The following is a 25,526-nucleotide window of genomic DNA, read 5'->3' as shown; positions in this document are numbered from 1 at the left end:
CCCGCTGCGCACTCATTCGGCGCCCTGAAAACCGCCCTCGCCGGCCGCACCCCGTACCGCGTCCCTCCGGCGGGCCACCGCTACGCCGATGACACCGACGATCAGCAGTGCGGCGACGGTACCGAGGGTGAAGGCTTCGAACGAGGCGCGGGAAACGCCCCAGACGTCGTGGAAGGCGTAGTCGATGCCGAAGAGCTGTTCCAGGACTCCGGGGAAGAGCGCCGACCACGACCCGATCAGGATCCACGCGTAGACGAGCCCCGCGCAGAGCAGGAAGCCGCGGGTGCCGAAGGGGACGTGATAGGGGCGCGGGACATCCGGCCGGTGGGTCCGTAGCAGTACCAGCGCGGGGATGATGGCCAGGTAGGACAGCAGCAGGGTGGTGACCGCGACGGTGAGTACCACGGCGAACACGTCGGCCGCGTCGCCGTTCGCGAGCCGCATGGCGGCGAGCATGAACACCGTGGCCACGGCTCCGGAGAGCAGATTGGTGCGCACCGGTGTGCCGAGCCGCGGGTGGAAGGTGCCAAGGGCGCGGGTGAAGAAGCCCCCGTCGGCCGCGGCCATGGCCTGCATGCGGTCGCTGACGATCATCCAGGCGCTGCCCTGGGTGAGCAGAGCGAGGACGAACATGACGGCGGTGATCTTCAGTAGCGGGTCGGCCGCGCCGCCGTAGACGCTGAAGACCAGACGGGCGCCGTCCATGAAGCCGCCGATACCGGTGACCTGGTGGGCGGGTACGACGGCGAGGAGGGCGAGGACCGGCAGCAGATAGCAGCAGGCCGCGACGGTCGCGGAGCGCCCGAGTGCGGTGGGCACGTCGCGCTGCGGGTCGTGCATCTCCTCACCGGCGGCGTTGGGTGCCTCGAATCCGACAAAGGAGAACAGCAGGATCGGCACGAGGGCGAGGAAGCCGGCGGTCGTGGGGGCGAAGCTGGTGTCGGCCAGACCGTGGAAGCCGTGCCGCACCCCGTAGAACACAGCCGTGAGGGTGAACACCGCGAGCGCCAGGACCTTTATCGCCGCGCCCGCAGTGCTGATCCATTTGCCGTGGCGCAGGGAGACGACGGCTGTCACGATGGCGATCCAGACGAACAGCAGCTTGAAGGTGTAGTCGGCGACCGTGCCCGAGCCGAGGTGGAAGACGAATCCGTCCCAGGTCTCCGCGGCGAGGAAGGCCAGTGAGCCGCCCAGCCAGATGGGGTTGGTGACCCAGTACATGAGGGTCGTGAGGGCGGCCGCCGGACGGCCGAGGGCGAGTTTGACCCACACGTAGGGGCCGCCTTCCTGCGGGAACGCGGCGCCGGTCTCCGCGAACAGCAGGGCGTAGGGGATGAGGAAGAAGAGGGCGATGACCGCCGTCCAGGTGGCGGCCTCACCGCCGCCGGTGGCGATCTGCCCGACGGTGTCGAAGGAGATCACCGCGGCGATGGCCATGGCCGTGATGTCGAAGCGCCTGAGGCTGCGTTGCAGGACGTCGGCCACGGGGTGAAAGGCGCGTGGTCCGGTCGTCGAGAGGTTGGAGGACACGGGCGGTTCCTTGGAGGGGGAGCGAAGAGACTGCGAGGGGGGCGCGTGCGCCGCGCTGCCACGGTATGGGGTCCCCGTGGTCGGGTGGGGTGCTGGGGGAGGGGGACCGGTCCGTCGGTACGTAGCCGGAGGTGGTGCCTGTGGGTGCCGGAAGGTCCCGTCTTGCTGGGCAGAGGCGCTTTTCGCTTACCTGACCACCCGTGGGACAGCCGGCTTCATGGAAGCACGAGGTTAGCCTGTCGGTATGTCAGAGCGTGTCATGCCCGGTCGCACGGGCGGCCTCATCACCCTGGGTGCCGCGGACGCTCTGTGGGTCGATGTGACGGCCGACAGTGCTGTGCCGACGGCTTCTGGGGCATTCACCCGCTCTCCTGCCCATGCCCGGGTGGGGTACGTCCTGCTCGGCGGCCATGTGGTGGCGACGGTGAGGACGAGCCGCGGTCAGTGGAGCGTTGCGGAGGCTGAGGTGCGCCGGGCGGCCGCGGAACTGAACGCGGTGCGGATGGATCGGCAGGACCTGGTCCGCATCGGTCCGTTTCGTACGGCGCCCAGGCAGGGGTCCGACGAGGAGACGCCGCTGCGTTGGCGCCGGCGCATCATGGAGGAACTGCGGGAGTTGGGCGGCCCCGAGCGGGCAGCACGAGGCGACGTCGGCCGGCCGTACCATCTGGCGGGGATCGACTGGCGACAGCTGCTCGTGGAGCGGACCCGCGGCGGGACGCAGCGGACGTGGTGGCTGCCGCGCGCCGTGGTCAGGCTGCTCGACGCGGCCGAGCACGCCGAAACGCAGTGGGTACAAGCCGCGCGGGCCCGCCAGGCAGGCACAGCCGCCACCGAGCCGCCCTCCCCTTCCCGGCAGGCCCGAGACGCCGACGGTCGGCAGCCGACGAGCCCCGAGGGCCCCACCGCCTCACCGCGCCCGTACAACGGAGAGCTGGAAGGCCAGCTGTACTCGGTGCTCAGCAGGAAGCCCAGTACCTCCCGCAGAGTGGCCGGGTGGGCGTGCGCCGTCTGCCGCACCACGCCTGCCACCGTCCTCGACCACTGCCACGAACACGGCTACGTCCGCGCCCCCGTCTGCCAGTCCTGCAACACACAGGAACGCCCCGACCACCTGTACAGCAACGACATCCGCGTGGCCAACCGCTACACCCGCCTCTTCGACACCGGCGCCGGCGACTGGCTTCGCCACTGGCACCGCTGCACCGGCTGCCGCGCACGCACCACCCTGCCCCTGCCGCACCTCGCCGCATGGACCGCCCACATAGCCTGCCGATCGCTGCGCCCGACCCACCACGCCTCCGGCGGGCGCAAGCCCTGCGGTGTCCTGCGCGTGTCCTGGACGGGCAGTCAGAACGCGCCCCGTTCCTGCCTGCTCACTGTCGCCGTCGATTTCTGTCCCTCCGGCGAGCACCGTGTCCTGGCGCGAGTCCCCTACCGCGAAGCCGTCGAGCGGTTTGGTGTCTGGTTGGCCGAGAAGGCTCCGGCTGTGGCCGCCGCGGCCGGTCCTGACCGCTTGGACGGACTCCCTGCCCAGTCCCGGCCAGTCATCGCGGACACCAGCGGCGAGGGCCTGGCACTGTTCTGAGCGGGCACCGGGAGACCTGACACTCCCACGTCACAAGCGGATGTGTCGGCCCGTCGGGTGCTATGTCGAGGTGGGCGGGTGCGGGGAGCGGAGTACGAGCAGGGTGATCTCGCTGGGGGCGAAGACGCGGAACGGCGGGCCCCAGAAGCCGGTGCCGCGGCTGGTGTAGAGGAGGGTGCGGGGGCCGTGGTGGCTGAGGCCGGCGAGGGCGGGCTGGTCGATGCGGACGAGGTGGTGGAAGGGCCAGATCTGGCCGCCGTGGGTGTGGCCGGAGAGTTGGAGGTCGATCCCGGCGGCTGCTGTCCGGTCGATGAACTTGGGCTGGTGTGCCAGGAGCAGGACGGGTAGGTCGGGGTCGGCGCCGTTCAGGGCTCCGGCGAGGTGGGCGCGGTGGCCTGCCAGGCCGGAGGACTCGGCGGTGACGTCATCAACGCCGGCGACCACGAGGGTGTCGCCTCCGCGTTCGAGCAGCAGATGGCGGTTGCGCAGCGGCTCCCAGCCCAGCTCGTCCATCAGATCGACCCAGCCCTGGGCTTCGCTGTAGTACTCGTGGTTGCCGGTGACGTAGACACGGGCCCGGGTGGCCCGCACGGTACCGAGTGGGGCGGCCTGGGCGCGGCGGCGTTCGGCCGTGCCGTCCGCGATGTCGCCGGTGTGGCAGACCAGGTCGGCTTCCAGAGTGTTCACCGTCTCGCATACCCGCGCCGACCAGCGAGTGCGGTCGAGCGGACCGTAGTGGGTGTCGGTGATGAGGGCGACGCGGATGCCGTCCAACCCGGCGCCCAGCCTGGGGAGTTGCACGTCGAGTCGGCGCACGCGGGGCACGCGGCGGGCCTCGGCGTACCCCCAGCCGAGCAGTACGGCGGTTGTGCCGAGGACGGCCCAGGTGACGATGCGGGCCCGGTCCTGGCTCTCGCCGACGCCGGCCACGGTCAGGGCGAGCCGCAAGAGGACGCCGAGCAGAACGGACCAGGTGAACAGAATCCAACTGGTGCCCAGCAAGGTGTCGCCGATGATCGCCGCCCGGTCCTGCTGGCGCCGGCCGTGGCCGCGCACCAACGCGAGCGGCATACCGATGAGACCGAGGGCGAACAGGGCGGTACCGGCCAGCGTGACGGGCAGCGGCCAGTGCTGGCCGGTGTGCAGGAGCACCCAGCAGGGCACGGCCCACAGCAGGACGGGGGCGATCAGGGGGATATAGCGCATCAGGTGGCGCAGTCGGCTCTGCCGCGGCGCTTGCGCTTCACCCTCGGCGGGCCGGGTGTCGCTGGTGTCGGTCACGCTTCCCCTCCCTGACCAGGCTGCCATCTCGCGCACTGTATCCGGTCGCCTTGGGCTCGCCGGACCGGTTCGGCCTTACCGCGCATCTCAACCGGTCAGGAACCGGTCGGTCACCAGCCGGAGTTGCCGCTGCCGCGCTGGATGCTGAACCCGCCGGCGACGTCCAGGGCGCCGCTCGCGGTACCGGACACCGTGGTGTTGGAGAAGGTCCCCTTGCCGCCGGCGTTGACCTCGATGCCGTGGTCGCCGGTCTTGTCGATGGTCAGGCCGTCCACGTCCAGGTCGGAGACCGACTTCTGCCAGGAGACGAGGAGTCCGCTGTAGGTGGAGTCCTCAACGGTGTTGTTCTTCAGGACGACGGGCTGGGTGATGTCATACCGGTCGGCGTAGATCCACAGGGCGCCGAGCTTGGTATTCCAGTTCACTTCCATGCTGCCGGTACGGCGCAGCAGGTTGCCCGAGACGGTGGTGGTGCCGCTGAACGGCTCGCCGAAGCGGGTGGAGACGGCGATGCCCGAGCCGGCGACGACCGTGTCGGAGATGTCGTTGTTCTCGATGCTGTTGCCGCTGCCGCCGTAGATCGCGGCGCCGTTGGCGAGCATGGGCAGTTGTACGGTGTTGTTGCGGAAGGCGCTGTTGGTCACGGCTGCTCCGTCCGACCACATGGCCAGCGCGTCGTCGCCGGTGCCGCGGATGCTGCTGTCGGAGATGACGGTGTCCTTCACCGCGCCGTGCAGGTTGACGCCGTCGGCGTAGGTGTTGCGGATGCGCAGGTTGCCGGCTTTGAGGCCGGTGGTCGGGCCGGAGATCCACAGGCCGACCTTGGTGTGCTGGATCCAGATGTTCTTGATGACGGAGTCGGTGCCGAAGTCGCCTTCGATGGCGGCGTGCCCGCCGGCGTCGTCGCGGACCGTGTTCTGGCCGTCGATCATGAGGTCTTCGATGCTGCTGGTGCCGCCCTGGCCGAACAGGCCGCCCTTGAGGCCGGTGCCGCGCAGCACGGTGTGCCACACGCCCGCGCCGCGTAGCTTCACGCCGGTGAGGTTGATGTGGTCGGAGATGGTGTAGGTGCCGGTCGGCAGGAACAGCCCCTTGCCCTGCTCCTTGGCCGCGGTGAGGGCACTTTGCAGTGCCGCGGTGTCGTCCTGGTCGTCGTCGGGGGTGACTCCGAGGTCCTTGGCCGAGACGTATCCGCTGGGCATGGATGCGGCGGCAGGCGCCTGTTCGGTCTCCAGCAGGTCGATGGTGTAGGAAGCAGCCTGGTCGTCGGCGTCCTTCTGGAGGCGCAGCACGGTGCCGGCCTCGAGGGTCTGGCCGAGTTGCGTGCGGCTGTCGTCGAAGAAGCGGTGGGCGGAGCCGTCGGAGGGGTTGTTGGTGTAGGGGTAGGTGCCGTAGATCCAGCTGTACCTGGAGGTCAGGTCGAGGTTCTTGAGTTCCTTGCCGTCGGCGTACACGCTCAGGGTCGTGTCCTGGCCCTTGCCGTCGCTGCTGTCGGGGATGGAGTAGCGCAGGTTGATGGCGTTGGTGTCCGCGGTGAGCGCGAACTCGACGTAGTCGCCGGTCTCCTTCAGGACGACGGCCTTGCGGCCCGACGCTTCCGAGGCCGGGGTCAGGTAGGTGCGGTCGGGGCCTATGAGGGAGGCGTTGGTGTCGCCGCTCTCGGCTTCCAGGGTGGTGTAGGGCAGGCTCGCTCCGCTCGGGGCGGCATTCGTGGCGGCGTCGGCTACGGCCGGGTGTGCCTGCTGCCAGGTGGTGAGGCCGGCGACGACGGTCAGCGCGCCGGCCAGACCGGCCGTCACGCGTCGGCCATGGCGGCGGTGCTTGTTGCGGCTCATGCTGTGCCTTTCACTCGGTGGGGGGATCGCCCGGCCGGCGTCGTGGGGCGTGTGCGCGGCCGGGAGGTGCTCAGGCCCGTGGGGGCGTGAAGCCGGTGCGAGCGGGACTGTGTCGGCGTCAGCCCTTGAGGCTGCCCGCCGCCAGACCGGCGATGATGTGCCGCTGGAAGATCAGGAAGATCACCAGCAGGGGGATGGAGGTGCCCGCCTCGGCGATGCGGCGGGACGGGTCCGGTTCCAGGTCGGTGAGGGCGTAGGCGCGGCGGATGCCCGCGCTGCCCAGGGCCGCCGGGGCGAGGGCCAGACGGCCGCAGACCGCGACCACCTCGATGCCCCGCGCGCGGGCCGCCGCCGCGACGCCCGCCGGGGCCTCATACGGTCAGCTCCCCGGTGAGGGCGCAGGCCACGCCCGTGGCTGTGAACCGACGACGGCTCTGGATTCCGGCCATGACACATCAGCCTTCCTGCGATGCATCCGCGCCTGTAAACCCCGTCGCTCACAGCCCCAAGCGGACACGCAGAACGTAGAAGTCAGTCATGTAAGAAGTCAATGACACCTCGCAAGACTCTTACAAGCTGGGTTGCTGACCCTGTATCTGCTGCGCCAGCGCCTCCGCCGCCGCGTCGGCCATGCGCGCGACCGGCCAGCTTCTTGTTCATGGGCTCCCGTTTGGGCGGGACGCAAAAATGAGTCAGTTCTATGCAAAAGACTTGCATTGTTGGCCAGGCGGTCCCGTGGTTGCAGGCGCCCTCACCGGCCGGGACGGCCTGGCGCGGCGCGGGATCAGGTGTCGAACCGCACTCCGCCGAGCCACGTGACTCCTTCGGGATCGTGATGGTCGAAGATGTGGCTGCGGCCTGTGTCCAGGCTGCCGATGTGCGCCATCTCCTCATCGGTGAGCTGGAAGCCGGTATCGATGCGCAGGCCGGCCCGCCCCGCACCCGGCTCCGGAACAAGATGCTGGCAGCCGCGGCCCTCCAGGCCGGCACGTCGCGCCGACTCACCCGCCTCGGTAAGGGCAAGCCGTCGAAGGCGCCCTACTCCCCGGCCGTCGCCCTCCTCCTGGAACGGCTCGTCCGCGCCCGGCGCCGGCGCGGCTACCTGACATGGCTGCGGCGTGCGGCGTGACGTGCGTGGGAGTCGTGAAGAGTTCGCGCGCGATTCCCGGGATGCGGTGGGGGGAGCGGAACACTTGGAGGGCTCACTCGGTGCTTTCGAACAGGTCGGGCGCCGACCCACGCGAGGGGAGACCGGTCAACGATGTTCAGTCTGGTACGGAGCAGAGTACGGAGGGCCGCGTTCGCGCTCTCGGCGGTCGCGGCCCTCGCTTTCGCCGGGACGGCCGGGACCGCCGCGACCGCCGCGACCGGCGCGGCAGCGGCCCCCGCTCCCGCGAAACAGGGGCCGACCTCGGTGGCGTACGTCGAGGTGAACAACAACAGCATGCTGAACGTCGGCAAGTACACCCTCGCCAACGACGGCGGCAACGTCTTCGACGTCGCCGTGATCTTCGCGGCGAACATCAACTACGACACGGGGACGAAGGCGGCGTATCTGCACTTCAACGAGAACGTGCGGCGCGTCCTCGACAACGCCGCCACGGAGATACGGCCGTTGCAGCAGAAGGGCATCAAGGTCGTCCTCTCGGTGCTCGGCAACCATCAGGGCGCGGGCTTCGCCAACTTCCCCTCCCAGCAGGCAGCTTCGGCGTTCGCGAAGGAACTGTCGGACACCGTGGCCGAGTACGGTCTCGACGGTATCGACTTCGACGACGAGTACGCGGAGTACGGCAACAACGGCACGGGCCAGCCCAACGACAGCTCGTTCGTGCACCTGGTGACGGTGCTGCGCGCGAACATGCCGGACAAGATCATCAGCCTCTACAACATCGGCCCGGCCGCCTCGCGCCTCTCCTACGGCGGCGTCGACGTCTCGTCCGCGTTCGACTACGCCTGGAACCCGTACTACGGCACCTGGCAGGTTCCCCGCGTGGCACTGCCCAAGTCGAAGCTGTCGCCGGCGGCTGTCGAGATCGGCCGGACCGCGCAGAGCACGGCCGCCGGCCTCGCCCGCCGCACCGTCAGCGAGGGATACGGCGTCTATCTGACGTACAACCTCGACGGCGCCGATCGCAGCGCCGATGTCTCCGCGTTCACCAGGGAACTGTACGGGAGTGACGCCGTCTACACGCCGTAAGGCGGCCGCGCTTCCGGGGGCACCGGGAAACTCGACGCCCCCTGTGGCAGCGGCCCGGCGGTCAGGAGGTCATCCGGTGCAGGAGTCCCGCCACGAGCGCGACCCGGTCGGGGATGTCGTCGACGATCACGTGCTCGTGGCGGGCGTGGGGGCCCGCGCCGCTGCAGCCGAGCCCGTCGAGGACCGGCACGCCGAGCGCGGCGAGGAAGTTCGCGTCGCTGCCGCCGCCGACGCTGATCGGCTCGAGGGGGCCGCGCAGCTCGGTGGCGACCTCGTCGGCCAGGCCGAACAGGGCCTCGCTCGCCGGGGTCAGGCGCATCGCCGGGCGGTTCCACTCCCCGCCGATGTGCACATCGACACGCGGATCGCTGGGCCGGAGCGCGGCCAGGACCTCGTCGACGCGGTCGGCTTCGTCCTGCCGGCTGATGCGGACGTCGACGAGGCAGTGCGCGCGGCCCGCGACGACGTTACGGGCGGTGCCGCCGTCGAAGGTGCCGATGTTGATCGTGGTCCCGGCGTCGGGGTCCGCCGCCGCGGCGAGCCGGGTGACCAGCTCGGCGAGCGCGTGGACGGCGCTGGCGCCGGCCGCGGGGTCGTTGCCGGCGTGGGACTCGATGCCGGTCGTGGTGATGGTGAAGGTGCCGACGCCCTTGCGTTCGGTCTTGACGTCCCAGCCGACTCCGGGTTCGAGTACCAGCGCCGCCGCGCAGTCGCGTGCCGCGTCTTCGATGAGGGGCCGTGACATCGGGCTGCCGAGCTCCTCGTCCCCGGTGAACACGAACGTCACCGTCGGATGGGGCAGCCCCAGGGCGCGCAGGGCCCGCAGCGCCCAGACGCCCGTGACGAGCCCGGCCTTCATGTCGTAGACACCCGGCCCCCTGGCCGTCCCGTCGTCCACGGTGAAGGGCCACCCGGCCAGCGTGCCCGCCGGCCACACCGTGTCGTAATGGCAGAGCAGCAGCACCGGCTTGCCCGGGGTGCCGGGATAGGTCGCGGTCAGCACATCACCGTGCTCCACCTGCTCGTGGCGGATCCATTCGGCCGGCGGGCCGAGCCGGTCCTCCACCCAGGCCCTGATCGAGGCGGCGGTGGTGTCCAGCAACGCCTTGTCGGTGCTGGGCGACTCGAGGCCGACGAGCAACGACAGATCGGCGAGCAGGTCGTCGAGGTGGGTCCGGGTCCAGGCGGACAACGGCTTCGCAGACAAGGGGGTGTACCAATCTGTGGGTGGGGTGAGGGGTTTACCGGACGGGGACGCCGGGGCCGAGCGGTATGCCCAGCGCGTACCAGGCGAGGAACATCGCCAGCCATACGACGAGGTTGACCACGGCCAGCGGCAGGACCAGGGACATCAACGTGCCGATCCCCGCGGACGGCCGGTAGCGGCGGATGAACCCCAGCGCGATGACGAAGTACGGGCTCATCGGGCTGAGACTGTTGGTGGGCGCGTCGGCGATGCGGAACAGCGCCTGGGTGGTCTCCGGCCGGATGCTCAGCAGCATCAGCATCGGCACCAGGACCGGTGCGACCAGGGACCACATCGCCGAACCGCTGGTGAGGAACAGGTTGAGCAGACTGACCAGCAGCACCGCGCCGACGAAGATCACCACGGGTTGCGCGCCGAGCGAATCGAGCACCCGGGCGCCGCTGATCGCGATGACCTGTCCGAGGTTGGTCCACTTGAAGTAGCCGAGGAACTGCGAGACCGCGAAGAACAGCACCAGGACCGGGACCAGTTCGCGCAGCCCCCGTGCCATCAGGTCCGGGATGTCCTGCGCGGCGGTGATGGTGCGCACGGTCAGTCCGTACACGATGCCGATGACCATGAAGAACACCATCAGCACCACGGCGACATTGTCGAGCAGCGGCGATGCCACGATGGAACCGCCGTCGCCGCGCAGGGGCGAGCCGGCGGGCAGCATCGCGAGGACGACCGCGGCCAGGTAGAGCGCCCCGGCGGCGATCGCCCGGCGTACCCCCGTGCGCTCGTCGGCGGACAGGGACATGTCGGGCAGCTCGTCGACGTCGGTCAGCTCCGGCTCGACGGCGTTCATCGCGGCGACCCGGCGCGCGACGACGGCTTCGGTGACGAGCGTGATCACGACCGCCAGCAACAGGCAGGACGCCGCGGAGAAGTACCAGTTGGACACCGGGGTGACCGAGTAGGACGGGTCGATGGTGTGCGCCGCCGAGGTGGTCAGGCCGGCGAAGATCGCGTCGGATCCTTCGATCACCGGGCTGACGCTGCTCGCGCCGCCCACGGCCACGTACGACACGACCGCACCGATGATCGGGCTGCGGCCCACCGCACGGAACGCGATCATGCCGAGCGGGATCATCACCACGAACGCGGCGTCTCCGGCCACATGGGAGAACATGCTGGTCAGCGCCACGGCGAAGGTCACCATCTTGGCCGGGACCCGGGTGAGCGCGGCGCGCATCAGCGCGGGGAGCAGACCCGTGCCGTCCGCGATCGCGACGCCGAGCATGACCACGACGATCAGCCCCAGTGGCGGGAAGTTCACGAAGTTCGTGATCAGGTCGCCGAGGACCATCTGCACACCGGCGTCGGACACGATGCTCTTGACCTCGATGACCTTGCCGTCGGCAGGTGAGACCACCGAGACATCGAGCGTGGCCAGCAGCCAGCTCACCGCCACGATCAGCCCGCTCAGGATCACGAACAGCCAGAACGGGTGCGGCAGTTTGTTCCCCGCCCGGTCCACGAAGTCCAGCACGCGCAGGATCACCGTCGTCGGCGAACGCCGTCGTTTCGTCGTCACCTCGGTCATGAGAGGCCCTCCCGCTGCTGATCGGTGGCGATATGGATCGTCATCAGACAGTGCGATGCTTCTTTGTGTCAAGCATCAGATGTATGACGACAGAATCGCTCTGTGTAGGCTGTCCGCATGCGAGAGATGGAGCACGGGATCGACGACGCGGACCTCGATCTGGTGGCCGCGCTGCAGATCGCGCCCCGAGCGCCGCTGAATACGGTCGCCGAGATCCTGGGCACCTCGGCCAGCACGGCGGGGCGGCGCATCCAGCGGCTCCAGCAGCTCCGGCTCCTGCGCTTCATCGGCACCGTGCACTGGTCGCTCCTCACCACCGGCAATCCCTACGTGGTGTGGATCAAGTGCCGGCCGGGTGCCACGGTCGACGTCGCGACCGCCATTCAGCAGGTGCCGCAGGCCCAGTCGCTCATGACCACCACCGGCGACTCGGACATCTACTGCACGCTCTATCCCCTGCCCGGCACGGACCCGCGCCGTCTGCTGACCCGGACGCTGCCCGAGATCCCCGGCATCGCGTCCATCCAGTCGCACCTGGTACTGCGCTCCGCCCGCGAAGCGTTCACCTGGCGGCTCGACCGGCTCACCGCCCGGCAGACGGAGGAGCTGCGCCGGCAGGCCGACGTCCTCCCCGGTGCGGCCCCCGCCGGCGTCGGGCTCCTCAACGAGATCGAGTTCCGGACGCTCCGGCTGCTGGTCGAGGACAGCCGGATCTCCGCGGCGCAGGTCGCCCGCGAACTCGACGTCAGCCGGTCCACCGCCTACCGGACGATCCAGTCGCTGCTGGAATCAGGCGCCGTCCGCCCTCGGGTGGAGATCGAACCGGCCGTCCTCGGGTTCCCGATCACCGCGCTGTTCACCCTCGACGTCCAGCCGCGGCACATCCCCGCCGTGCTGACCGCACTCGGTGAGCACTCCTGCGCGCGGTTCACCGTCATGACCGCCGGACCGGCCTCGATCCTCCACCACGGCGTATTCTCCGACGAGGACCACCTGTCCCGGTTCGTCACCGAGGACCTCGGCGCACTCCCCGGCCTCAACGGCCTCAACACCTTGATCGCCCTGTCCGTCCTGCGCCGCCAATGGATCGACCGCGACGACGACCTCCTACTCGGCCCCCGGGCCCACGACATCCTGTCGCCGGATCACCACACCCGATGACGAGGCCGGCTCAGCCTCATTCGGCGTGCGGTGGCGTCGCCACGGGGCGGGGTGGGGTGTCCTGGGCCGCGGTCAGGTAGGTGTGATGGGCCCGGCGGGCGGTGGTGATCCACCACAGCGCGCCGACGGCCGTGGACAGGACACCGGTGGCGATGCCCACCGACTGGATGTCGACGACGGCCAGGAGGCCACTGATCAGCGCGAGGGAGAGCTGGGACACCGCGTTGTAGGTCGTCATGTGGAGGCTGGTGACCCGTCCGCGGAGGGAATCGGGCACGGTCTCCAGGAGGATGGTGGTGTCCAGCGCGATGATCACCCCGCTCGCCAGCCGCATGACGCCGAAGAGCAGCAGGCCCAGGGTGACGTTTCCGGCGGCGAAGGTAAGCGCCCAGAACGCGCCCTGGGCGACGTACGCCAGGGCGTAGCCCGGCAGATGGCCGGCTCGCCGGAGGCGGGCGGTGCACCAACTGCCGATCACCACCGCGGTCCCGTCCACGACGTAGAAGAGCCCGAGCCCGCCGCTTCCGCTGTGCAGTTCCTTGAGGGCCAGTCCCGCGATGAGCACGTTGAACCCGCCGCTGATCAGGCCCCATGCCATGCCGACCCAGATGATGGACCGGGCCAGGGGGTAGCGGTTCACCAGCCGCACGCCGTCCCGTGCGTCCCGCAGCAGCGAGCGGGCACCGGGCTCGGCGGGCGCGGTGCCGGTGGCGGCCGGGTACCGCGCGATGAGGGTGCCGATGCCGGCACAGGACTGGGCGGCGAGGGCCAGCAGGATGGTCAGGTCCGGGTTCCAGGCCGTCAGCACGCCGCCGGCGGCCGCGCCGATGACCGTCATCAGGCCCTGCACCGAGCCGATGGTCGCGTTGACGGCGGTGTACTGGCTGGGCTCCACCAGCCGGTAGAGCCACACCTGCCGGGCCGGCTGCCATAACGCGTTGCTGACCGTCAGCAGCGCGTAGAGGGCCGCGACAGTGGCCGGACCGTGGTGGAACACCAGGAGCAGGGCCGCCAGGCACGTCATCTGGGTGGCCATGGAGAGCAGCGAGAGCCTGCGGGCGTTGTACCGGTCGGCGAGGCTTCCGGCCAGCGGCATGAGCAGCAACGACGGCAGGATGCCGACGAGTTCCACCACCGCCAGGGTGGAGGTCGAGTACTGCTCCAGGATACGTACGAAGATCACGATGCGGATGACCCAGGTCGCACCGGAATCGAAGACCGTCGCACTCCACAGCAGGGCGACATCGCGAGAAGCGAGGGACTTTCCCGCCGGCCGGCGGAGCCTCCCTGTCACGTTACCGATGCGAAGACCTCCAGTGATCGGCCGGTGGCGGCGGGAGCGCGGCCCGTCCCCGGCACCATGATCGGCGTACGGGCGGAAGGGCCCATCATCCCACCGAGGGCGCCGCGGCGGTATGGAGGCGGGGGCGCCCGGCAGGGCCGCCCGGGGCGGTGCCCGCCGCCCCGGAGCCCCGGGCGGGCAGCCACCTCCCGTTGCGTTCACCGAACACCTCGCCGGAGCCGTCCTGCCGGTACACCACCTCGCCCCGCCGGACGGTCGCCTCGACGGCGCCGAGGAGTTCGCTGCCCTCGTACGCCGACCAGCCGTTCTTGGTGTGGATGCGGCCGGGTGTCATCGTCCACGGTGCCTCGGCGTCCACGACGACCAGGTCGGCGTCCTTGCCCACCTCGACGCTGCCCTTCCGGTCGGCGAGTCCGAACAGCCGGGCCGGAGCCAGCGCGAGGCGTTCCGCGACGACGGCCATCAGGGTCTCCGTGGCCTCCTGTGGCCAGCGGCTGCGCAGTCCCCGCCAGAGGGTGCCGAACAGCTCCTGCACCCCGGGCAGACCCGGCGGCACATCCGGGACGGGGCGGGCCTTCTCCAGCGCCGTATGCGGTGAGTGGTCGCTGCCCACGGTCGCCGCCTCGCCCGTGCGGACCGCCTCCCACAGCCGGTCCCGGTCCGCCTCGTCCCGGATCGCCGGACGGAGCCTGATCCGCGGTCCGAGCCGCCGGATGTCGGCGTCCACGAACGTCAGATGGTGTCCGGTGACCTCGAAGGTGATCGGGATGCCGGCGCTCGCCGCCGCCGCCAGCAGATCGGTCTCCTCCCGCGTGGACACGTGGACCACATGGGTGCGTACGCCGAACTCGGCCGTCAGATTGATGAGTTGGGCGGTCGCCACGATGCCGCCGGTCCGTGGCCGATGGCGTTCGTACTCGCTGTACCGCACGGGCGGCGCCTGCCGCTGGTCGAGCAGGCTGAAGACGGTGTCGTCCTCCGCGTGGAAGAGCAGGGTGACACCGGTGTCCGCGGCGATGGCGAAGATCCGCCGCAGCGTGCGGACGTCGCGGACCACGGTCGGTGTGGTGTGGTGGCTGCTGAGGAAGACCTTGAAGGAGTCGGCCTCGGCCCGGTCCCAGTCGCGCATCGCCGCCACGCGCGAGGGATCGACCCCGGCGTGGCATCGGTAGTCCACCAGGCTCTGCCCCTCGATCAGCCGCCGGCGGGTGGCCAGGTCCTCCGGTGTGATCAGCGGCGGAACCGTATTGGGCATGTCGATGACGGTGGTGACCCCACCGGCCACCGCGGCCATGGACCCTGTCCGCCACTCTTCCTTGTGGGTGAGACCGGGGGTGCGGAAGTGGACATGCGAGTCGATGAGCCCCGGCAGGACATGGCGTCCGGTGGCGTCCAGCGTCGCCTTCGCCGCGGGACCCGCCGCGGGGGCCGCCGGTGGGAGGAGTGCCGCGATCCGGCCGTCCAGTACGGCGACGTCCGCGGGGCGGGCTCCGTCCGGGGTCACGATCGTGCCGCCCCGCAGGAGAAGGTCGTAGAGCTGTGGTGATCGCACGGGGACTCCGTTCACGGCTTGGACGGTTCGGGCACCGCGCGGCTGCGCGCACCCGCTTCCGGCAGGTCGAGTGCGGTGACGAGACGGGCCGACTTCGGCGACACGCTCACCTCCACCAGCCGGCCGGCGGCCGTGGCGGCCCGGACCTCGGTACGTCCGGCGGCGGTGCGGACGGTGAGCCGCCCGCTCGCGTCCACTCCGGCCAGCCGGTGCGGGACGGTACCCACCTGGACGGCGGCGGTCGCCAGACAGGTGGCCCCGGTGAGGGCGAGCGTCGGATGCCAGGAGGGCACCGATACGGCGCGGGCGGCGAGAACTCCCGCCCCGCCCGGCAGCAGGGCCGCCACCTTGGGGAAGCACAGGGAGTCCCAGCCCAGCCGGAGCGCCACCAGCTCGCGGATGCGGGTCAGCGCCCGGAACAGCGGTGCCCCGGCCGCGAACAGCGCTGCCTCGTCGGGGATGTCCAGCTCCGTCGCGTCGACGAAGACATAGGGGTTGCCGAGCGAGACGAGCGAATAGGGGATCTCCTGCCCCCCGGTGCGCAGCACGCTCACCGTCTCGCCCAGCAGCAGGGTGCCCGTCAGCGGGGTCGGCGCGGTGCGCCGGAAACCGACGGTGAAGGTGACGCGATCCCCGGCCGGGGTGGTGTCCAGGGGCTCGCACACCACGGTGTCGTCGTTGGTGAGGACCCGTACCCGCACCCGTACGCCCGGCCGGAGCCGCGGCACCATGCCCATCTGGCTCACCGCGAGCACCGAACTCAGGATCGAGTGCCCGCAACTGCCCCCGAACTCGAACCGGGGGACGGCGCCCGGCACCACCTGGACGAAGCGGTACGCGAGATCGCATCCGGGGTCGGCCGGCGGCGCCACCAGCGCGATCTTCAGGACATGAGCGGCCCCGCGTTCGCACAGCGCGCGGTGGACACCGGTGAGGATCCAGGAGAGCGTCTCCTCGTCCCCGGGCCAGCCGATCGGCGACGGCAGCACCAGGGTGGGGCAGGGGCTGCCCTGGGCGTGGGCGATGTAGGCACGCATCACGCCACCTGCTCGCTGAGGCGCGGAACCGCGACGGGCTCGCTCTCCTGCCTCCGCCAGAGTTCGAAGACCATGAGTGACCAGACGGCGAGCGCCGAGCCGGCGTCGGGTGCGACGGCCTGCCGGCGCAGCAAGGCGGTGACCCCGCCGGGGTCCAGCGCTCCGCCGGTCCGCAGCTCCGCCGGTGCCAGCACCTCCTGTGCGTGGGCGAACAGCGCGCTGCCCGGGGCGAGCATCGCCGTGATGGGCAGGGTGAAGGGCTGTTTGGGCCGGTTCCGTACGGTCTCGGGCACCACGCCCCGGGCGGCGGCGTGCAGCACGCGTTTGCCCCGGCCCCGGTGCACCTTCAGGTGGGCCGGCAGCCGGCGCGCCGCCGCCACGAGGGAGCGCTGGCAGAACGGCGGCCGTACCTCGATCGCGCTGGCCATGCTCAGGTGATCGACGCGGCGCAGGTGGTACGCGGGCATCCGCAGGTCGATCTCCACCTCGGTCATGGCCGTAAGACGGTCACCATCCCGGCCGCGTACCCGCTCCAGCAGCTCCTCCTCGGCCGTGTGGGTCTCCCGCAGCAGATCCCGGTAGTCCGGCCGGTACAGCCGGGTGCGCAGCGGGGACGGTACGGCGGCCAGGGCGCGGACGTAGCCCGTGCCCCAGTCGCCCCGGGCCGCGACCCCCTCGGTGACCCGGTCGTAGCCGCCGAACAGCTCGTCCGCCGCGTCGCCGGTGAGCGCCACGGTGAAGCCCGCGTCCCGCACGGCCTCGAAGAGCGCGTAGGTGCTGACGGTGATGGGGTCGGCGTTCGGCTGCCCCAGGTGGCGCAGGACCTTCGGCAGCAGATCCGGTATGCGGGCGGGATCGAGTTCGACCTCGTGCAGCCGGACGCCCCGCTCCGCGGCCACGGCGCGCGCGTGGGCGGACTCGTCCGCGGGCCAGGAGCCCCGGTAGCGGATGTGGAAGGCGTGCAGGTCGTCCACCACCTCCGTGAGCAGCCCGGTGACGAGGGAGGAGTCGAGGCCGCCGCTGAGGACGGCGGCCACCGGGACGTCCGCCACGGCGAGCCGGTGGACCTCCGTGCGGAGCAGGTCGCGCACCGCGCCGGCGGCCCGCTCCAGCCCGGCCGCCGCCGGTCCGCTCGCCGCCGGTCCGCTCATCCCCGGCTCGGGCGGGGGAGCGGCCGGTGCGCGGCGGTGCCACCGCATCCGGCCGTGCGGGTCGACCGTCATCGTCCGCGCGGGCTCCAGGGCCGTGATGTCCTGGTAGACGGAGCGGGTGCCGAGCGGGGTCTTCGTCGTCAGGAAGGTGTCCAGCGCGTCGGGGGCCTGCCGGGCGCCCGCGCCCGAGAGATACCGCAGGGCCGCGATCTCGGAGGCGAAGGAGAGGCCACCGTGCCGGTCGCGGTGGTAGTAGAGGGGTTTGACGCCGGTGTCGTCGGTGGCGAGCACCAGCCGCGGCCCGTCCCGCAGATCCATCACGGCGATGGCGTACATGCCGTCCAGATGGTCGGCGAAGGAGGCGCCGTACCGGTGGTAGAGGGCGGGGAGCACCGCGCCGTCGCAGGGGTCGGCGATGGGGTAGCCGTCCTGGGCGAGCCGCTCGCGCAACTCCCGGTGGTTGTAGATCTCGCCGTTGAACACCACCCGGATCGGACCGAGGGTGTAGGGCTGCGCCCCGTGCCGGGGAGCCATCACCGCCAGCCGGGTGGCCCCCAGGGCCCAGCCGGGGCCGTGGTCGAGGAAGCGCCCGTCCGGCCCGCCGTGGTGCAGAAGGGCACCCGTGTGCGCCAGGCGCGTCGGTGGTACGTCACGGTTGATGTATCCATAGACGCGGCACATGTTCACCTTCGCATGTCTCGGGTGGGGGTGGCATGACGCGGCCGGCGGGCGGTCCGGTGCGGCGCGGGGGGCCTGTCAGCCGGGTCCGCGGAAGGTCCTCAGCCCCTTGACCACCTGTGCCCGCCACTCGTGCAGGTCCTGCTCCGTGACCGGCCCGGCGGGGGTGCGGAGGGTGGCGTCGCTCGGCAGCGCGGCCCGTTCGGCCCCGGTCTGCCGGTAGCGCTCGCGATGGATCATCAGGTCGGAACGGAGCCGTGGCCGGGCGGCCGGTGTCGTCGCGGCCCACCCGATGCACACGCCGAACAGGGGGGTGACGGCGGGAGGCAGCGCGAACACCTCCGCCACCCGGTCCGGTGCTCGGCGCACCGCCCCGATCATGACGGTCCCCAGCCCCAGCGAATCGGCGGCGAGCGACAGGCACATGCCCACCATCGAGGCGTCGATGGTGGCGGACAGGGCGGCGTCCGCCGACCACTGGCCGAGCGGCACCCCGTAGTTGTCGCCCTGTTCCGGCAGGGCCGCGAGGTCGCAGCAGACGAGGACGAACGCGGCGCACTGCCGTACGAAGTCCTTGCCCAGGATCTCGGCGAGTTCCTGTCTGCGGTCCTCGTCGACCAGGGTCACCAGGGAGTAGGACTGGAAGTTGAAGGAGGTCGGCGCCCGGAGGGCCGCGTCGAGCAGGGCGTCCAGTATGTGCGGCTCCAGAGGCTCTCCGGTGAAGTTCCGGACGCTCGACCGACGCCGGAGCAACTCCAGAACCTCGGATGTGGGGGCGGCTGCTCGCCGCACGGAGGCGGTCAACGGCGGATCTCCCTTCTCGGTGATCGGCCGGGGCGGAAGAGTGGCCCGTGCCGATATACGGCACGGACCACTCGACTCATCACTCGTCCGGCACCCCGTCAGGGACGTGCCCGGCGGTCCGCCGACGAGCGCGCACCACCGGTCAGGCGTTGCCGGTGAACTTGACCACGATGGTGCCCGGCCCGCTCTTGCGGCCGCGCCCGGTGGCCTCGGCGGGAGCCGCGGCGACGGCGCGGGTCTCGGTGGAACCGGTGAACTTCACGACGATGGTGCCGGGGCCGGCGCTACGACGCTTCTGCATGACAGCCTCCACTTGGTGAGATCCAACCCGGCGCTTGACGACGGGTCATAACATCGGTGTCCGTCACCCGCGAGGGCGGCGGCGGACACCCCCACTGGCTAACGCCCACCCGGGCGGGTGAGCTCACCAGCGAGCTCAGGGGGCACGACGAGGTGCACGATGCCTTCCCGGTGCAGCTCGGCCACCTCCGAGAACAACGTCTCGTAGGGGTAGGCCGGCAGCCGCCCCGCGAGTTCCAGCACACTCGCCGGTTCCTCGCCGATCGAGCCGATCAGCGGTTCCTCCGCCAGGTCGAAGACCTGGCAACGCTTGTGCATGTCCCAGATGCGCTGTACGAGGACCCTCCGGGCACCCGGGGTGGTGACCGGGGTGATGGTGTCCGGGGCGTCGAGGAGGGGCAGCACGTCGTACCGGAAGGACAGCACCTCGTAGGGCTGTCGCAGAACGACCCGGTAGTTCCCGCGCACGGTCACCGCCCCGGGCGGATCGGCGTGCGGGGGCGCCTGTCCCTTGGGCGACTCGGCGATCGTGGTGATGGCGGAGCACAGCCGGCACAGGTCCACCAGATAGGGCGGCAGCCGGTGATCGACGATGAAGTCGACCACGAACGCCTCGAACCGGCGGATCTCCGCGCGCCGTTGCCACCAGCCGTGCCGGTGCTCGTCGTCGAAGCGGCGATAGAGCGCGGGGACGTCGCAGTGGGGCGCCAGATGGTCGAAGAGCAGCGCGAAGACCGAGCTGAGCCGGTCGAACCGCTCACGCCGGACCGTTTCCGCCACCTTGGTGAGATCGGCCAGCTCGATCTGCTCGATGAGCCCGCGCTCCTCCGTCGTGAGCCCCCGCCCGTCGAGTACGGCAGTCAGCTCGCCGCCGTCGCAGCGGCGGCGGACGTCACTGTCCCGTACGTACTCCGCGAGGAAGCTCTGCACTTCGCGCAGGCTCATGACGCCACCGCCACTTCGGTGCCGGCCCCGAGCAGCTCGCGCGCCCAGTCCAGGGCGTCACGCAGCTCCTCCGGCCGGGCGTGGGACGGGGTGCCCGCGTCCTCGATCTCGAAGATCACCGAGACCGGCCGGAACGAGGGCTCCCGGAAGAGCTGTTCCAGGGTGCTGTTGGCCCAGCGCTGTTCCTCCCGCCGCCAGTCGAGGCCGAGCCCGGGGTCGTTCAGCTCCTCCGCCCGCCCCAGCGGGAGATGCACCTGCCACACGTGGTCCAGGGGGATCGCGGCCAGTTCCCGTTCGCGGTCCATGGAGACGAACCGCTCGGCGATGATGAAATTCGACAGGCTCAGCAGGATTCCCACATCGGCGCCGAGGGCGATGTCCCGGACCTGCTCGCAGATGGAGCGCGGGCCGATCTGGTTGTAGACCTGCGACTGGTTCTCGATGGTGAGCGGACAGCCGGGGACACCCTCGAGGTCCCGCAGATTGTCGATGAACCGCTCGGTCTGCTCGTCGGTGCCGAACGGCTGGAGAAAGGTGCCGGAGTACCGCTCACCGGTGCCCATCATGCCGACGTGTTCGCCGATGTACTGGCAGTTGGCCAGCTCGGCCATGCGCCGCAGCTTGCGGATCGTCCGCTCGTCGGGACGGTCCACACACCCGATCATGTATTCGTAGCAGTGGAGCGTGGAGGGCGGATCGCCCAGAGAGCGGTTCACCTCCGCCACGTATTCGACGTCCGAGCCGAAATGGGTCGCCAGATACTCGATCATGTCGATCCGGCCGCCGCACTCCACCAGGGCGCGGTACAGGTCGGCGAATTTCGGGGCGCAGTGATAGAGGAAGCCTGCCCCGATCGGGTCCGGCTTGGTATGCCGCCGCGCCGGGGCTTCGATGAGATCCGTCACGCGCTTGCCTCCAGATCTGCTCAGTCGTTCACACCAGGTCGTCCGCGATGCGCCGCAGACACAACTCGTTTCCCGGCCCCATCAACGCGGTCGCCTGGGCGTCGCGGAGGTGGCGCTCCAGCTCGTACTCCACGAGGAAGCCGCGGGAGCCCACCACATGCGTGAGGCTTCTGGTGAGGTCCTCGGCCACCGTGGTCGCCGCCACCTTGAGCTTGCTGGAGGCCGCGTACGCGTCGTGCGGTGCCGCCTCGATACCGCGTACCAGACGGGCGGCGTAGGCGTAGACGCTCTCCAGGGCCACCGTCGTCGCGGCCAGGCGGTGCGCACGGCTTTCGGAGAGCAGGACCGGGGCCGGCTCGGCGGCCTGCTCCCGTACCACCTGAAGGGCCCGGCCGAGCGCGGACGACGCGATGCCGAGCGCCAGCAGGGCGGGGTTCAGCGGGGTTTCGTGGTTGGCGCGCATCAGCTGCCGGGCCTCTCCCACGCCGCCGATCACAGCGGACGGCGACACCGGGACGCGGGACAGGGTGACCGTCCCGGTACTGGTGCCGCGCAGGCCCAGCATCGGGTAGATCTCCCGGCCCACCCCCGGGTGGTCCGCGTCCACCCGGACGAAGGTGGGGCCGTGGCCGTCGTCGGTGGCGGCGTTCACGAGCACGTCTATCACGGAGGCGGAGTCCAGGCCGGTGCAGTACGTTTTGGTGCCCTCGACGAACAGGGCGTCCGCGCGGCCCTCGAGAGACGTTTTCACATCCGACTTGCTCTTCGACGGGCCGGGTTCGGTCCACGCGCTGGCCGCGATCCGCTCACCGGCGGCCATCGCGGGGAGGTCCCTCTTCTGCTGGAGTTCGTCGCCGTAGCGCACGGTGCGGTGCACGACTTGGTAGTGGAACATGAGGATGGCGGCCGTGGACGCACACGCCCGTGCCGTCCGTTCCACGGCCAGGGCGGCCATGGCGTTCCCGAGGCCGAGCCCTCCGTGCGATACGGGGATCTGCACCCCGAAGGCACCGATGTCCCGCAGCGCCTTGAGCGATTCCGCCGGGGACCTGCGCTCCTGGTCCACGGAGGCCGCGTGCCGGGCCACCGTCTCCGAGCACACCCCGTCCAGGGCCTCCAGCCATCGTCTCGCGTTCTCGCCGGACCCCTCCAGGCAGGCCAGGACGAAATCTTCTCGGGTAGCGGGCAGATGCGACTCCGACGTGTACATGCGGCTCTTTCCTGACGAAGAAGGAGCGAACCCGGAATGCAGCGGGACATCGGTGCGGGCGGCGCCGTTCGGACGTGGCGGGGTCCGGGGAACCGGCTCCCGGGGAACCGCCGGCTGCTGATCCACAGTCTGCGCCAGGTCCCTTTCCGGAACCTCGCCCGCCCGCTGGAGGATGCCTTGCGATCCGCTTGCCGCCGGTCGCAAGCCTGCCGGGGTACGCGTCCCTCCGGCCGGGAAGCACCTGGTCAGGCCGCTACCGAAGCTGCGCCGCCCGCGCGTGCAACCGGCTGCGGTCATCCGGATCCAGCTCGCCGAGCAGGGTCTCCTGGATGAAAACGGAGGCGAAGGAGAACACCCCGGGCCGCTGGGCGCTGGCCGTGAGCAGATGGCCGCGCACGGCGCTGTCCACGGCGGCCGCGGTGTGCTCACCCTCCTCCATGACCGCTTTGACGGTGCCGAGATCGGCCTCGGCGCCGAGGACGGCGCACACCTCCAGCACCCGTCGCGTCCGCGCGGGCAGAGCCGCCAGCCGACGGCTCAGCCGCTTGCGGAGATCCGGCGGCACTTCGGTGAGCAGCGCCCTGACCACGCCGTGGTCGTGCAGGGATTTCGTCGTTCCGAGCATCGAGAGCAGTTGGAGGAGCAGATACGGATTGCCCAGGGTGCGCCGGTGCAGCGCGCGGACCACCCGGATGTCCACGCCGGCCCCTACCTGCGCGGCGATGAGGTCCTCGGTGGCCTGCTCGGACAGTCCCTCCAGGCGCATCGTCCGGGTTCCCGGATCGCCGAGGATGTCGCTCAGCTTCCCGCTCAGGTCCTCGCCGCGGACCGGTTCCTCGTGGCTGTAGGAGTCGCTGACCGTCACCAGGACGCTCAGCCGGCTGCCGTGCAGCCGGGCTCTGAGCAGTCTGAGCAGATCCAGCGACGGACCGTCGGCGAGATGCAGATTCTCCAGCACGAGCACCAGCGGCCGTTCGGAGCTCAGGGCGGTGAGGGTGACGCACACCGCGTCCTGGAGGAGGAAGCGCGTCTGGGAGGACTGGGGTCCGGAAGGTGGCTCCAGGAGCGGCAAATGGGGTGACCCGGCATGGCTCGCGGTGGCTTCGCGGAAGCTCTCGGGGCGGGAGAGTGCCAGCTGGCGGAGGATCTGGGACCACATCCAGTGGGCCGGAACGCCCTCTCCGGCATAGGACTGGGCGCAGACCACCTCCTGCCCCATCTCCTGCAATCGGGCCACGAGTTCCGCGATGAGCTGGGTCTTGCCGACACCCATGTCCCCGACCACCGCCGTCAGATGCCCCGCCCCGTGCAGAGCGTCGCCGGTGAGCCTCAGCAGCGCGGCCAGTTCACGCTCCCGGCCGACGAACGACCGCGCTTCCCTCGGCCGCGTCACCGTCGGCACCTCGCCCGGGGGCGCCGGGGACCGGCCCACCGCGCTGTCCCGGGAGCCGTCATCGCCGCTGAGGTGGCCCACAGGGTGGCCGAGGTGGGCGACGGGGGCGCCGGCCTCCGTGCCGCGGGCGTGCGGTGGCACGGTCAGCTCATGGCGGAGGATACGCGTGTGCACGCGCTGGAGTTCGGCGCCGACGTCCACGCCGAGCTCCTCGGCCAGGCACGCGCGGGTGCGCTCGTAGAGCTGAAGCGCCTCGGCCTGCCTGCCCAGCTCGTACAGGGCGGTCATCAGATGGCCGATCAGGCGCTCACGCATCGGGTGGTGGCGGGCCTCCGGGCCGAGTCTGGCCACCACCGCGTCCGGCTGCCCCAGGGCCAGACACACCTCCGCGTACGACTCGACCGCCGTCAGCCGCCGTTGCTCCAGCCGGGAGCTTTCCTCGGCGAGCGGTGCGTAGGAGGTCAGGCCCAGGAAGGGGCTGCCCCGCCACAGCCCCAGCGCGGCCGTGAGCAGATCGTAGGCCGACCGGAGGAGTTCCGCGTCCGCGCACCGCCGGGCCTGCGCGACCAGGTCCTCGAAGCGACGGGCGTCGACGTGCTCGGGGTCCAGCGCGAGGACGTATCCGGGGGCCTGAAAGCGCAACAGCCGCGCACCCTCCGCAGGGGAGTCCGGGGCGAGTGAGCGGCGTAAGTGGGAGACATAGGTCTGGAGGGTGGCGGCGGGCCGCCGCGGCGGGGCCCCGCTCCACAGCTCCTCCGCCAGCTGGTCGGTGGGGACCACATGTCCGAGCCGGATGAGCAGCAGGCCCAGCAGCGCCCGGTGCCTCGGCGGTCCGAGCGGGGTTTCCCGGCCCCCGCGGCGCCGGGTCATGGGCCCCAATACCTGCAACTCAAGCGCCTGGCGAGTGTCGGCGCCTGGCCCGTCCTGGGCACACTCGCTCGCTTTCCGGGTCTGCCGCGAACTTCGCATGGTGTGTCCCTCCTGCGCATTGCGTTCTTCGCGCTCACTTGTCCAGCGGGTATGGGATGTGGTCATGGAAACCCCCCGGAGCCATGTGATGAACCGCACAAGGCAAAGACCGCCGCAGGCGTACGGAAAGGAGCGATGTGTATGGCGCGCCGAAATGTCACTCGGCCATGCGCGTGGCTCCGAAAAAGTGCCCGTGCGGAATTCCGGGCGAACGCCATCCCCCGTTGATGCAGCGATCAGATCGGCCGCGGACCGGGTGTCAGATGCTGGGTGTCCTGGAGAAGCTCACCGGGCCGGGCGGCGGGGCGAGCGGTCTTGCGCCGCGCTCCGGCGTCCCGGACACAGGTCCATGGCCGTGCCGGAGGGCGGAGCCGCCACAGGGAGCGGTACGCGGGTGATGGGCGCTGCGATGTGCACAGGAGCAAGGCAGTACGTACAGAGAAGGTCACCCCTTTGTATCGCGCCCAGGACGACCGAACCAAGGGTGGACGCCTGCCGGTTCCGAGCGAATTCAAGGACTGAGCTTCCGACCAGTATTTGCGCCGGGACACCATGTGTAAAGGGTGGCCTCAGTGAGTGTGAGAACCCCTAGTCTTCGTGTCTTCCCTGTCGGTCCGTTCTCGTGTAGGAAGCGGTCCCAGCGATCAGGACGGCGCCGACGGACTGCGCCCTGGGGAGCGGACAAACCGCAGGTCGGATCGGACTGCCCGCGCGGCACCGCCCGGCCGAGCCGGGCCGGGGGACGGCGTCGGTGCCGCACCGCGCTGTCCGGAATCGTGTCGCTTCGGCCCGCAGGCGGTCTGGCGGCACCGGCGGGCCCCTGGGACCATGCCCCGGCGCAGCCAGGCGCGGTGTGTGGTTGGTCGGTTTTGTCCGGTGATCACGACGCGGTTCG

General features: G+C 70.7%; 19 protein-coding genes and 1 pseudogene. 4 read left to right on the top strand and 16 right to left on the bottom strand.

Annotated elements, in window-relative coordinates; translation table 11 throughout:
• Nucleotides 1–12 precede the first annotated feature (12 nt).
• Nucleotides 13–1,530, bottom strand: coding sequence for an APC family permease (locus PS467_RS08305; protein ID WP_311034706.1), 1,518 nt, complete (start codon nt 1,528–1,530; stop codon nt 13–15).
• 244 nt (nt 1,531–1,774) lie between these two features.
• On the opposite strand from PS467_RS08305, the gene PS467_RS08300 reads away from it, so the two are divergent.
• Nucleotides 1,775–3,118: an endonuclease domain-containing protein gene (locus tag PS467_RS08300; protein ID WP_311034705.1), complete on the top strand. Its 1,344-nt coding sequence runs from the start codon at nt 1,775–1,777 to the stop codon at nt 3,116–3,118.
• A gap of 60 nt (nt 3,119–3,178) precedes the next feature.
• Here the strand turns inward: PS467_RS08300 and PS467_RS08295 are convergent, their stop codons facing one another.
• From PS467_RS08295 to PS467_RS08285, 3 genes and pseudogenes are all read right to left on the bottom strand, one after another.
• Nucleotides 3,179–4,399: a metallophosphoesterase gene (locus PS467_RS08295; protein WP_311034704.1), complete on the bottom strand. Its 1,221-nt coding sequence runs from the start codon at nt 4,397–4,399 to the stop codon at nt 3,179–3,181.
• Between the two features lie 110 nt (nt 4,400–4,509).
• Nucleotides 4,510–6,234 carry a glycosyl hydrolase family 28-related protein gene (locus PS467_RS08290; protein WP_311034703.1) on the bottom strand — a complete coding sequence of 575 codons (1,725 nt, stop codon included), beginning with the start codon at nt 6,232–6,234 and terminating at the stop codon, nt 4,510–4,512.
• Nucleotides 6,235–6,352: 118 nt separating this feature from the next.
• Nucleotides 6,353–6,607, bottom strand: a pseudogene (locus PS467_RS08285) (glycerate kinase); the annotation flags it as partial.
• A gap of 474 nt (nt 6,608–7,081) precedes the next feature.
• On the opposite strand from PS467_RS08285, the gene PS467_RS08280 reads away from it, so the two are divergent.
• Together PS467_RS08280 and PS467_RS08275 are read left to right on the top strand one after the other, a co-directional pair.
• Nucleotides 7,082–7,363 (top strand): hypothetical protein, encoded by a 282-nt coding sequence (locus PS467_RS08280; RefSeq protein ID WP_311034702.1) that lies wholly within the window; start codon nt 7,082–7,084, stop codon nt 7,361–7,363.
• A 132-nt stretch (nt 7,364–7,495) separates the two neighbouring features.
• Nucleotides 7,496–8,431 carry an endo-beta-N-acetylglucosaminidase H gene (locus tag PS467_RS08275; RefSeq protein ID WP_311034701.1) on the top strand — a complete coding sequence of 312 codons (936 nt, stop codon included), beginning with the start codon at nt 7,496–7,498 and terminating at the stop codon, nt 8,429–8,431.
• A 61-nt stretch (nt 8,432–8,492) separates the two neighbouring features.
• Here PS467_RS08275 and PS467_RS08270 read toward each other — a convergent pair whose 3' ends face one another.
• Both PS467_RS08270 and PS467_RS08265 read right to left on the bottom strand, forming a co-directional pair.
• Nucleotides 8,493–9,638 carry a M20 family metallopeptidase gene (locus tag PS467_RS08270; protein ID WP_311034700.1) on the bottom strand — a complete coding sequence of 382 codons (1,146 nt, stop codon included), beginning with the start codon at nt 9,636–9,638 and terminating at the stop codon, nt 8,493–8,495.
• A gap of 34 nt (nt 9,639–9,672) precedes the next feature.
• Nucleotides 9,673–11,223, bottom strand: coding sequence for an AbgT family transporter (locus PS467_RS08265; RefSeq protein ID WP_311034699.1), 1,551 nt, complete (start codon nt 11,221–11,223; stop codon nt 9,673–9,675).
• A gap of 117 nt (nt 11,224–11,340) precedes the next feature.
• Here PS467_RS08265 and PS467_RS08260 point away from each other — a divergent pair, with 117 nt between their 5' ends.
• Entirely contained in the window at nt 11,341–12,384 is a 1,044-nt protein-coding gene (locus PS467_RS08260) for an AsnC family transcriptional regulator (protein ID WP_311034698.1), read from the top strand.
• Nucleotides 12,385–12,400: 16 nt separating this feature from the next.
• Here PS467_RS08260 and PS467_RS08255 read toward each other — a convergent pair whose 3' ends face one another.
• From PS467_RS08255 to PS467_RS08210, 10 genes are all read right to left on the bottom strand, one after another.
• Complete coding sequence (locus PS467_RS08255) at nt 12,401–13,678, bottom strand: MFS transporter (RefSeq protein WP_349256457.1); 1,278 nt, start codon at nt 13,676–13,678, stop codon at nt 12,401–12,403.
• 94 nt (nt 13,679–13,772) lie between these two features.
• Nucleotides 13,773–15,239 (bottom strand): dihydroorotase, encoded by a 1,467-nt coding sequence (locus PS467_RS08250; protein WP_311034696.1) that lies wholly within the window; start codon nt 15,237–15,239, stop codon nt 13,773–13,775.
• Between the two features lie 11 nt (nt 15,240–15,250).
• Complete coding sequence (locus PS467_RS08245; RefSeq protein ID WP_311034695.1) at nt 15,251–16,276, bottom strand: 2-methylaconitate cis-trans isomerase PrpF family protein; 1,026 nt, start codon at nt 16,274–16,276, stop codon at nt 15,251–15,253.
• A complete protein-coding gene (asnB, locus tag PS467_RS08240; protein ID WP_311034694.1) occupies nt 16,276–18,108 on the bottom strand; it encodes an asparagine synthase (glutamine-hydrolyzing) in 1,833 nt (610 codons plus the stop codon). Before asnB ends, PS467_RS08245 begins: the two co-directional genes overlap by 1 nt.
• A 75-nt stretch (nt 18,109–18,183) precedes the next feature.
• Complete coding sequence (locus tag PS467_RS08235; protein WP_311034693.1) at nt 18,184–18,909, bottom strand: nitroreductase family protein; 726 nt, start codon at nt 18,907–18,909, stop codon at nt 18,184–18,186.
• Between the two features lie 142 nt (nt 18,910–19,051).
• Nucleotides 19,052–19,210 (bottom strand): hypothetical protein, encoded by a 159-nt coding sequence (locus tag PS467_RS08230; RefSeq protein WP_268970889.1) that lies wholly within the window; start codon nt 19,208–19,210, stop codon nt 19,052–19,054.
• Between the two features lie 98 nt (nt 19,211–19,308).
• Entirely contained in the window at nt 19,309–20,154 is an 846-nt protein-coding gene (locus PS467_RS08225) for a hypothetical protein (protein WP_311034692.1), read from the bottom strand.
• Nucleotides 20,151–21,059, bottom strand: a complete 909-nt coding sequence (locus PS467_RS08220; RefSeq protein WP_311034691.1) for a multinuclear nonheme iron-dependent oxidase — start codon at nt 21,057–21,059, stop codon at nt 20,151–20,153. The genes PS467_RS08225 and PS467_RS08220 overlap by 4 nt, the downstream gene beginning before the upstream one ends.
• 28 nt (nt 21,060–21,087) lie before the next feature.
• Nucleotides 21,088–22,269: an acyl-CoA dehydrogenase family protein gene (locus tag PS467_RS08215; RefSeq protein WP_311034690.1), complete on the bottom strand. Its 1,182-nt coding sequence runs from the start codon at nt 22,267–22,269 to the stop codon at nt 21,088–21,090.
• A gap of 253 nt (nt 22,270–22,522) precedes the next feature.
• A complete protein-coding gene (locus PS467_RS08210) occupies nt 22,523–24,532 on the bottom strand; it encodes an ATP-binding protein (protein WP_311034689.1) in 2,010 nt (669 codons plus the stop codon).
• Nucleotides 24,533–25,526 lie beyond the last annotated feature (994 nt).

It is taken from the genome of Streptomyces luomodiensis (assembly GCF_031679605.1).
In the GTDB taxonomy this organism is placed as follows: Bacteria; Actinomycetota; Actinomycetes; order Streptomycetales; family Streptomycetaceae; genus Streptomyces; species Streptomyces luomodiensis.
The sequence above is the reverse complement of the archived record's forward strand: the minus strand, read 5'-3'. Positions and strand labels throughout refer to the sequence as shown.

Bases quoted from the DNA above. Each gene is read 5' to 3' on its own strand.
- PS467_RS08230 (WP_268970889.1), bottom strand. From the start codon at position 19,210: ATGCAGAAGCGTCGTAGCGCCGGCCCCGGCACCATCGTCGTGAAGTTC.
- PS467_RS08290 (WP_311034703.1), bottom strand. From the start codon at position 6,234: ATGAGCCGCAACAAGCACCGCCGCCATGGCCGACGCGTGACGGCCGGT.
- PS467_RS08210 (WP_311034689.1), bottom strand. From the start codon at position 24,532: ATGACCCGGCGCCGCGGGGGCCGGGAAACCCCGCTCGGACCGCCGAGG.
- PS467_RS08215 (WP_311034690.1), bottom strand. From the start codon at position 22,269: ATGTACACGTCGGAGTCGCATCTGCCCGCTACCCGAGAAGATTTCGTC.
- PS467_RS08300 (WP_311034705.1), top strand. From the start codon at position 1,775: ATGTCAGAGCGTGTCATGCCCGGTCGCACGGGCGGCCTCATCACCCTG.
- PS467_RS08260 (WP_311034698.1), top strand. From the start codon at position 11,341: ATGCGAGAGATGGAGCACGGGATCGACGACGCGGACCTCGATCTGGTG.
- PS467_RS08225 (WP_311034692.1), bottom strand. From the start codon at position 20,154: ATGAGCCTGCGCGAAGTGCAGAGCTTCCTCGCGGAGTACGTACGGGAC.
- PS467_RS08245 (WP_311034695.1), bottom strand. From the start codon at position 16,276: ATGCGTGCCTACATCGCCCACGCCCAGGGCAGCCCCTGCCCCACCCTG.
- asnB (WP_311034694.1), bottom strand. From the start codon at position 18,108: ATGTGCCGCGTCTATGGATACATCAACCGTGACGTACCACCGACGCGC.
- PS467_RS08265 (WP_311034699.1), bottom strand. From the start codon at position 11,223: ATGACCGAGGTGACGACGAAACGACGGCGTTCGCCGACGACGGTGATC.
- PS467_RS08275 (WP_311034701.1), top strand. From the start codon at position 7,496: ATGTTCAGTCTGGTACGGAGCAGAGTACGGAGGGCCGCGTTCGCGCTC.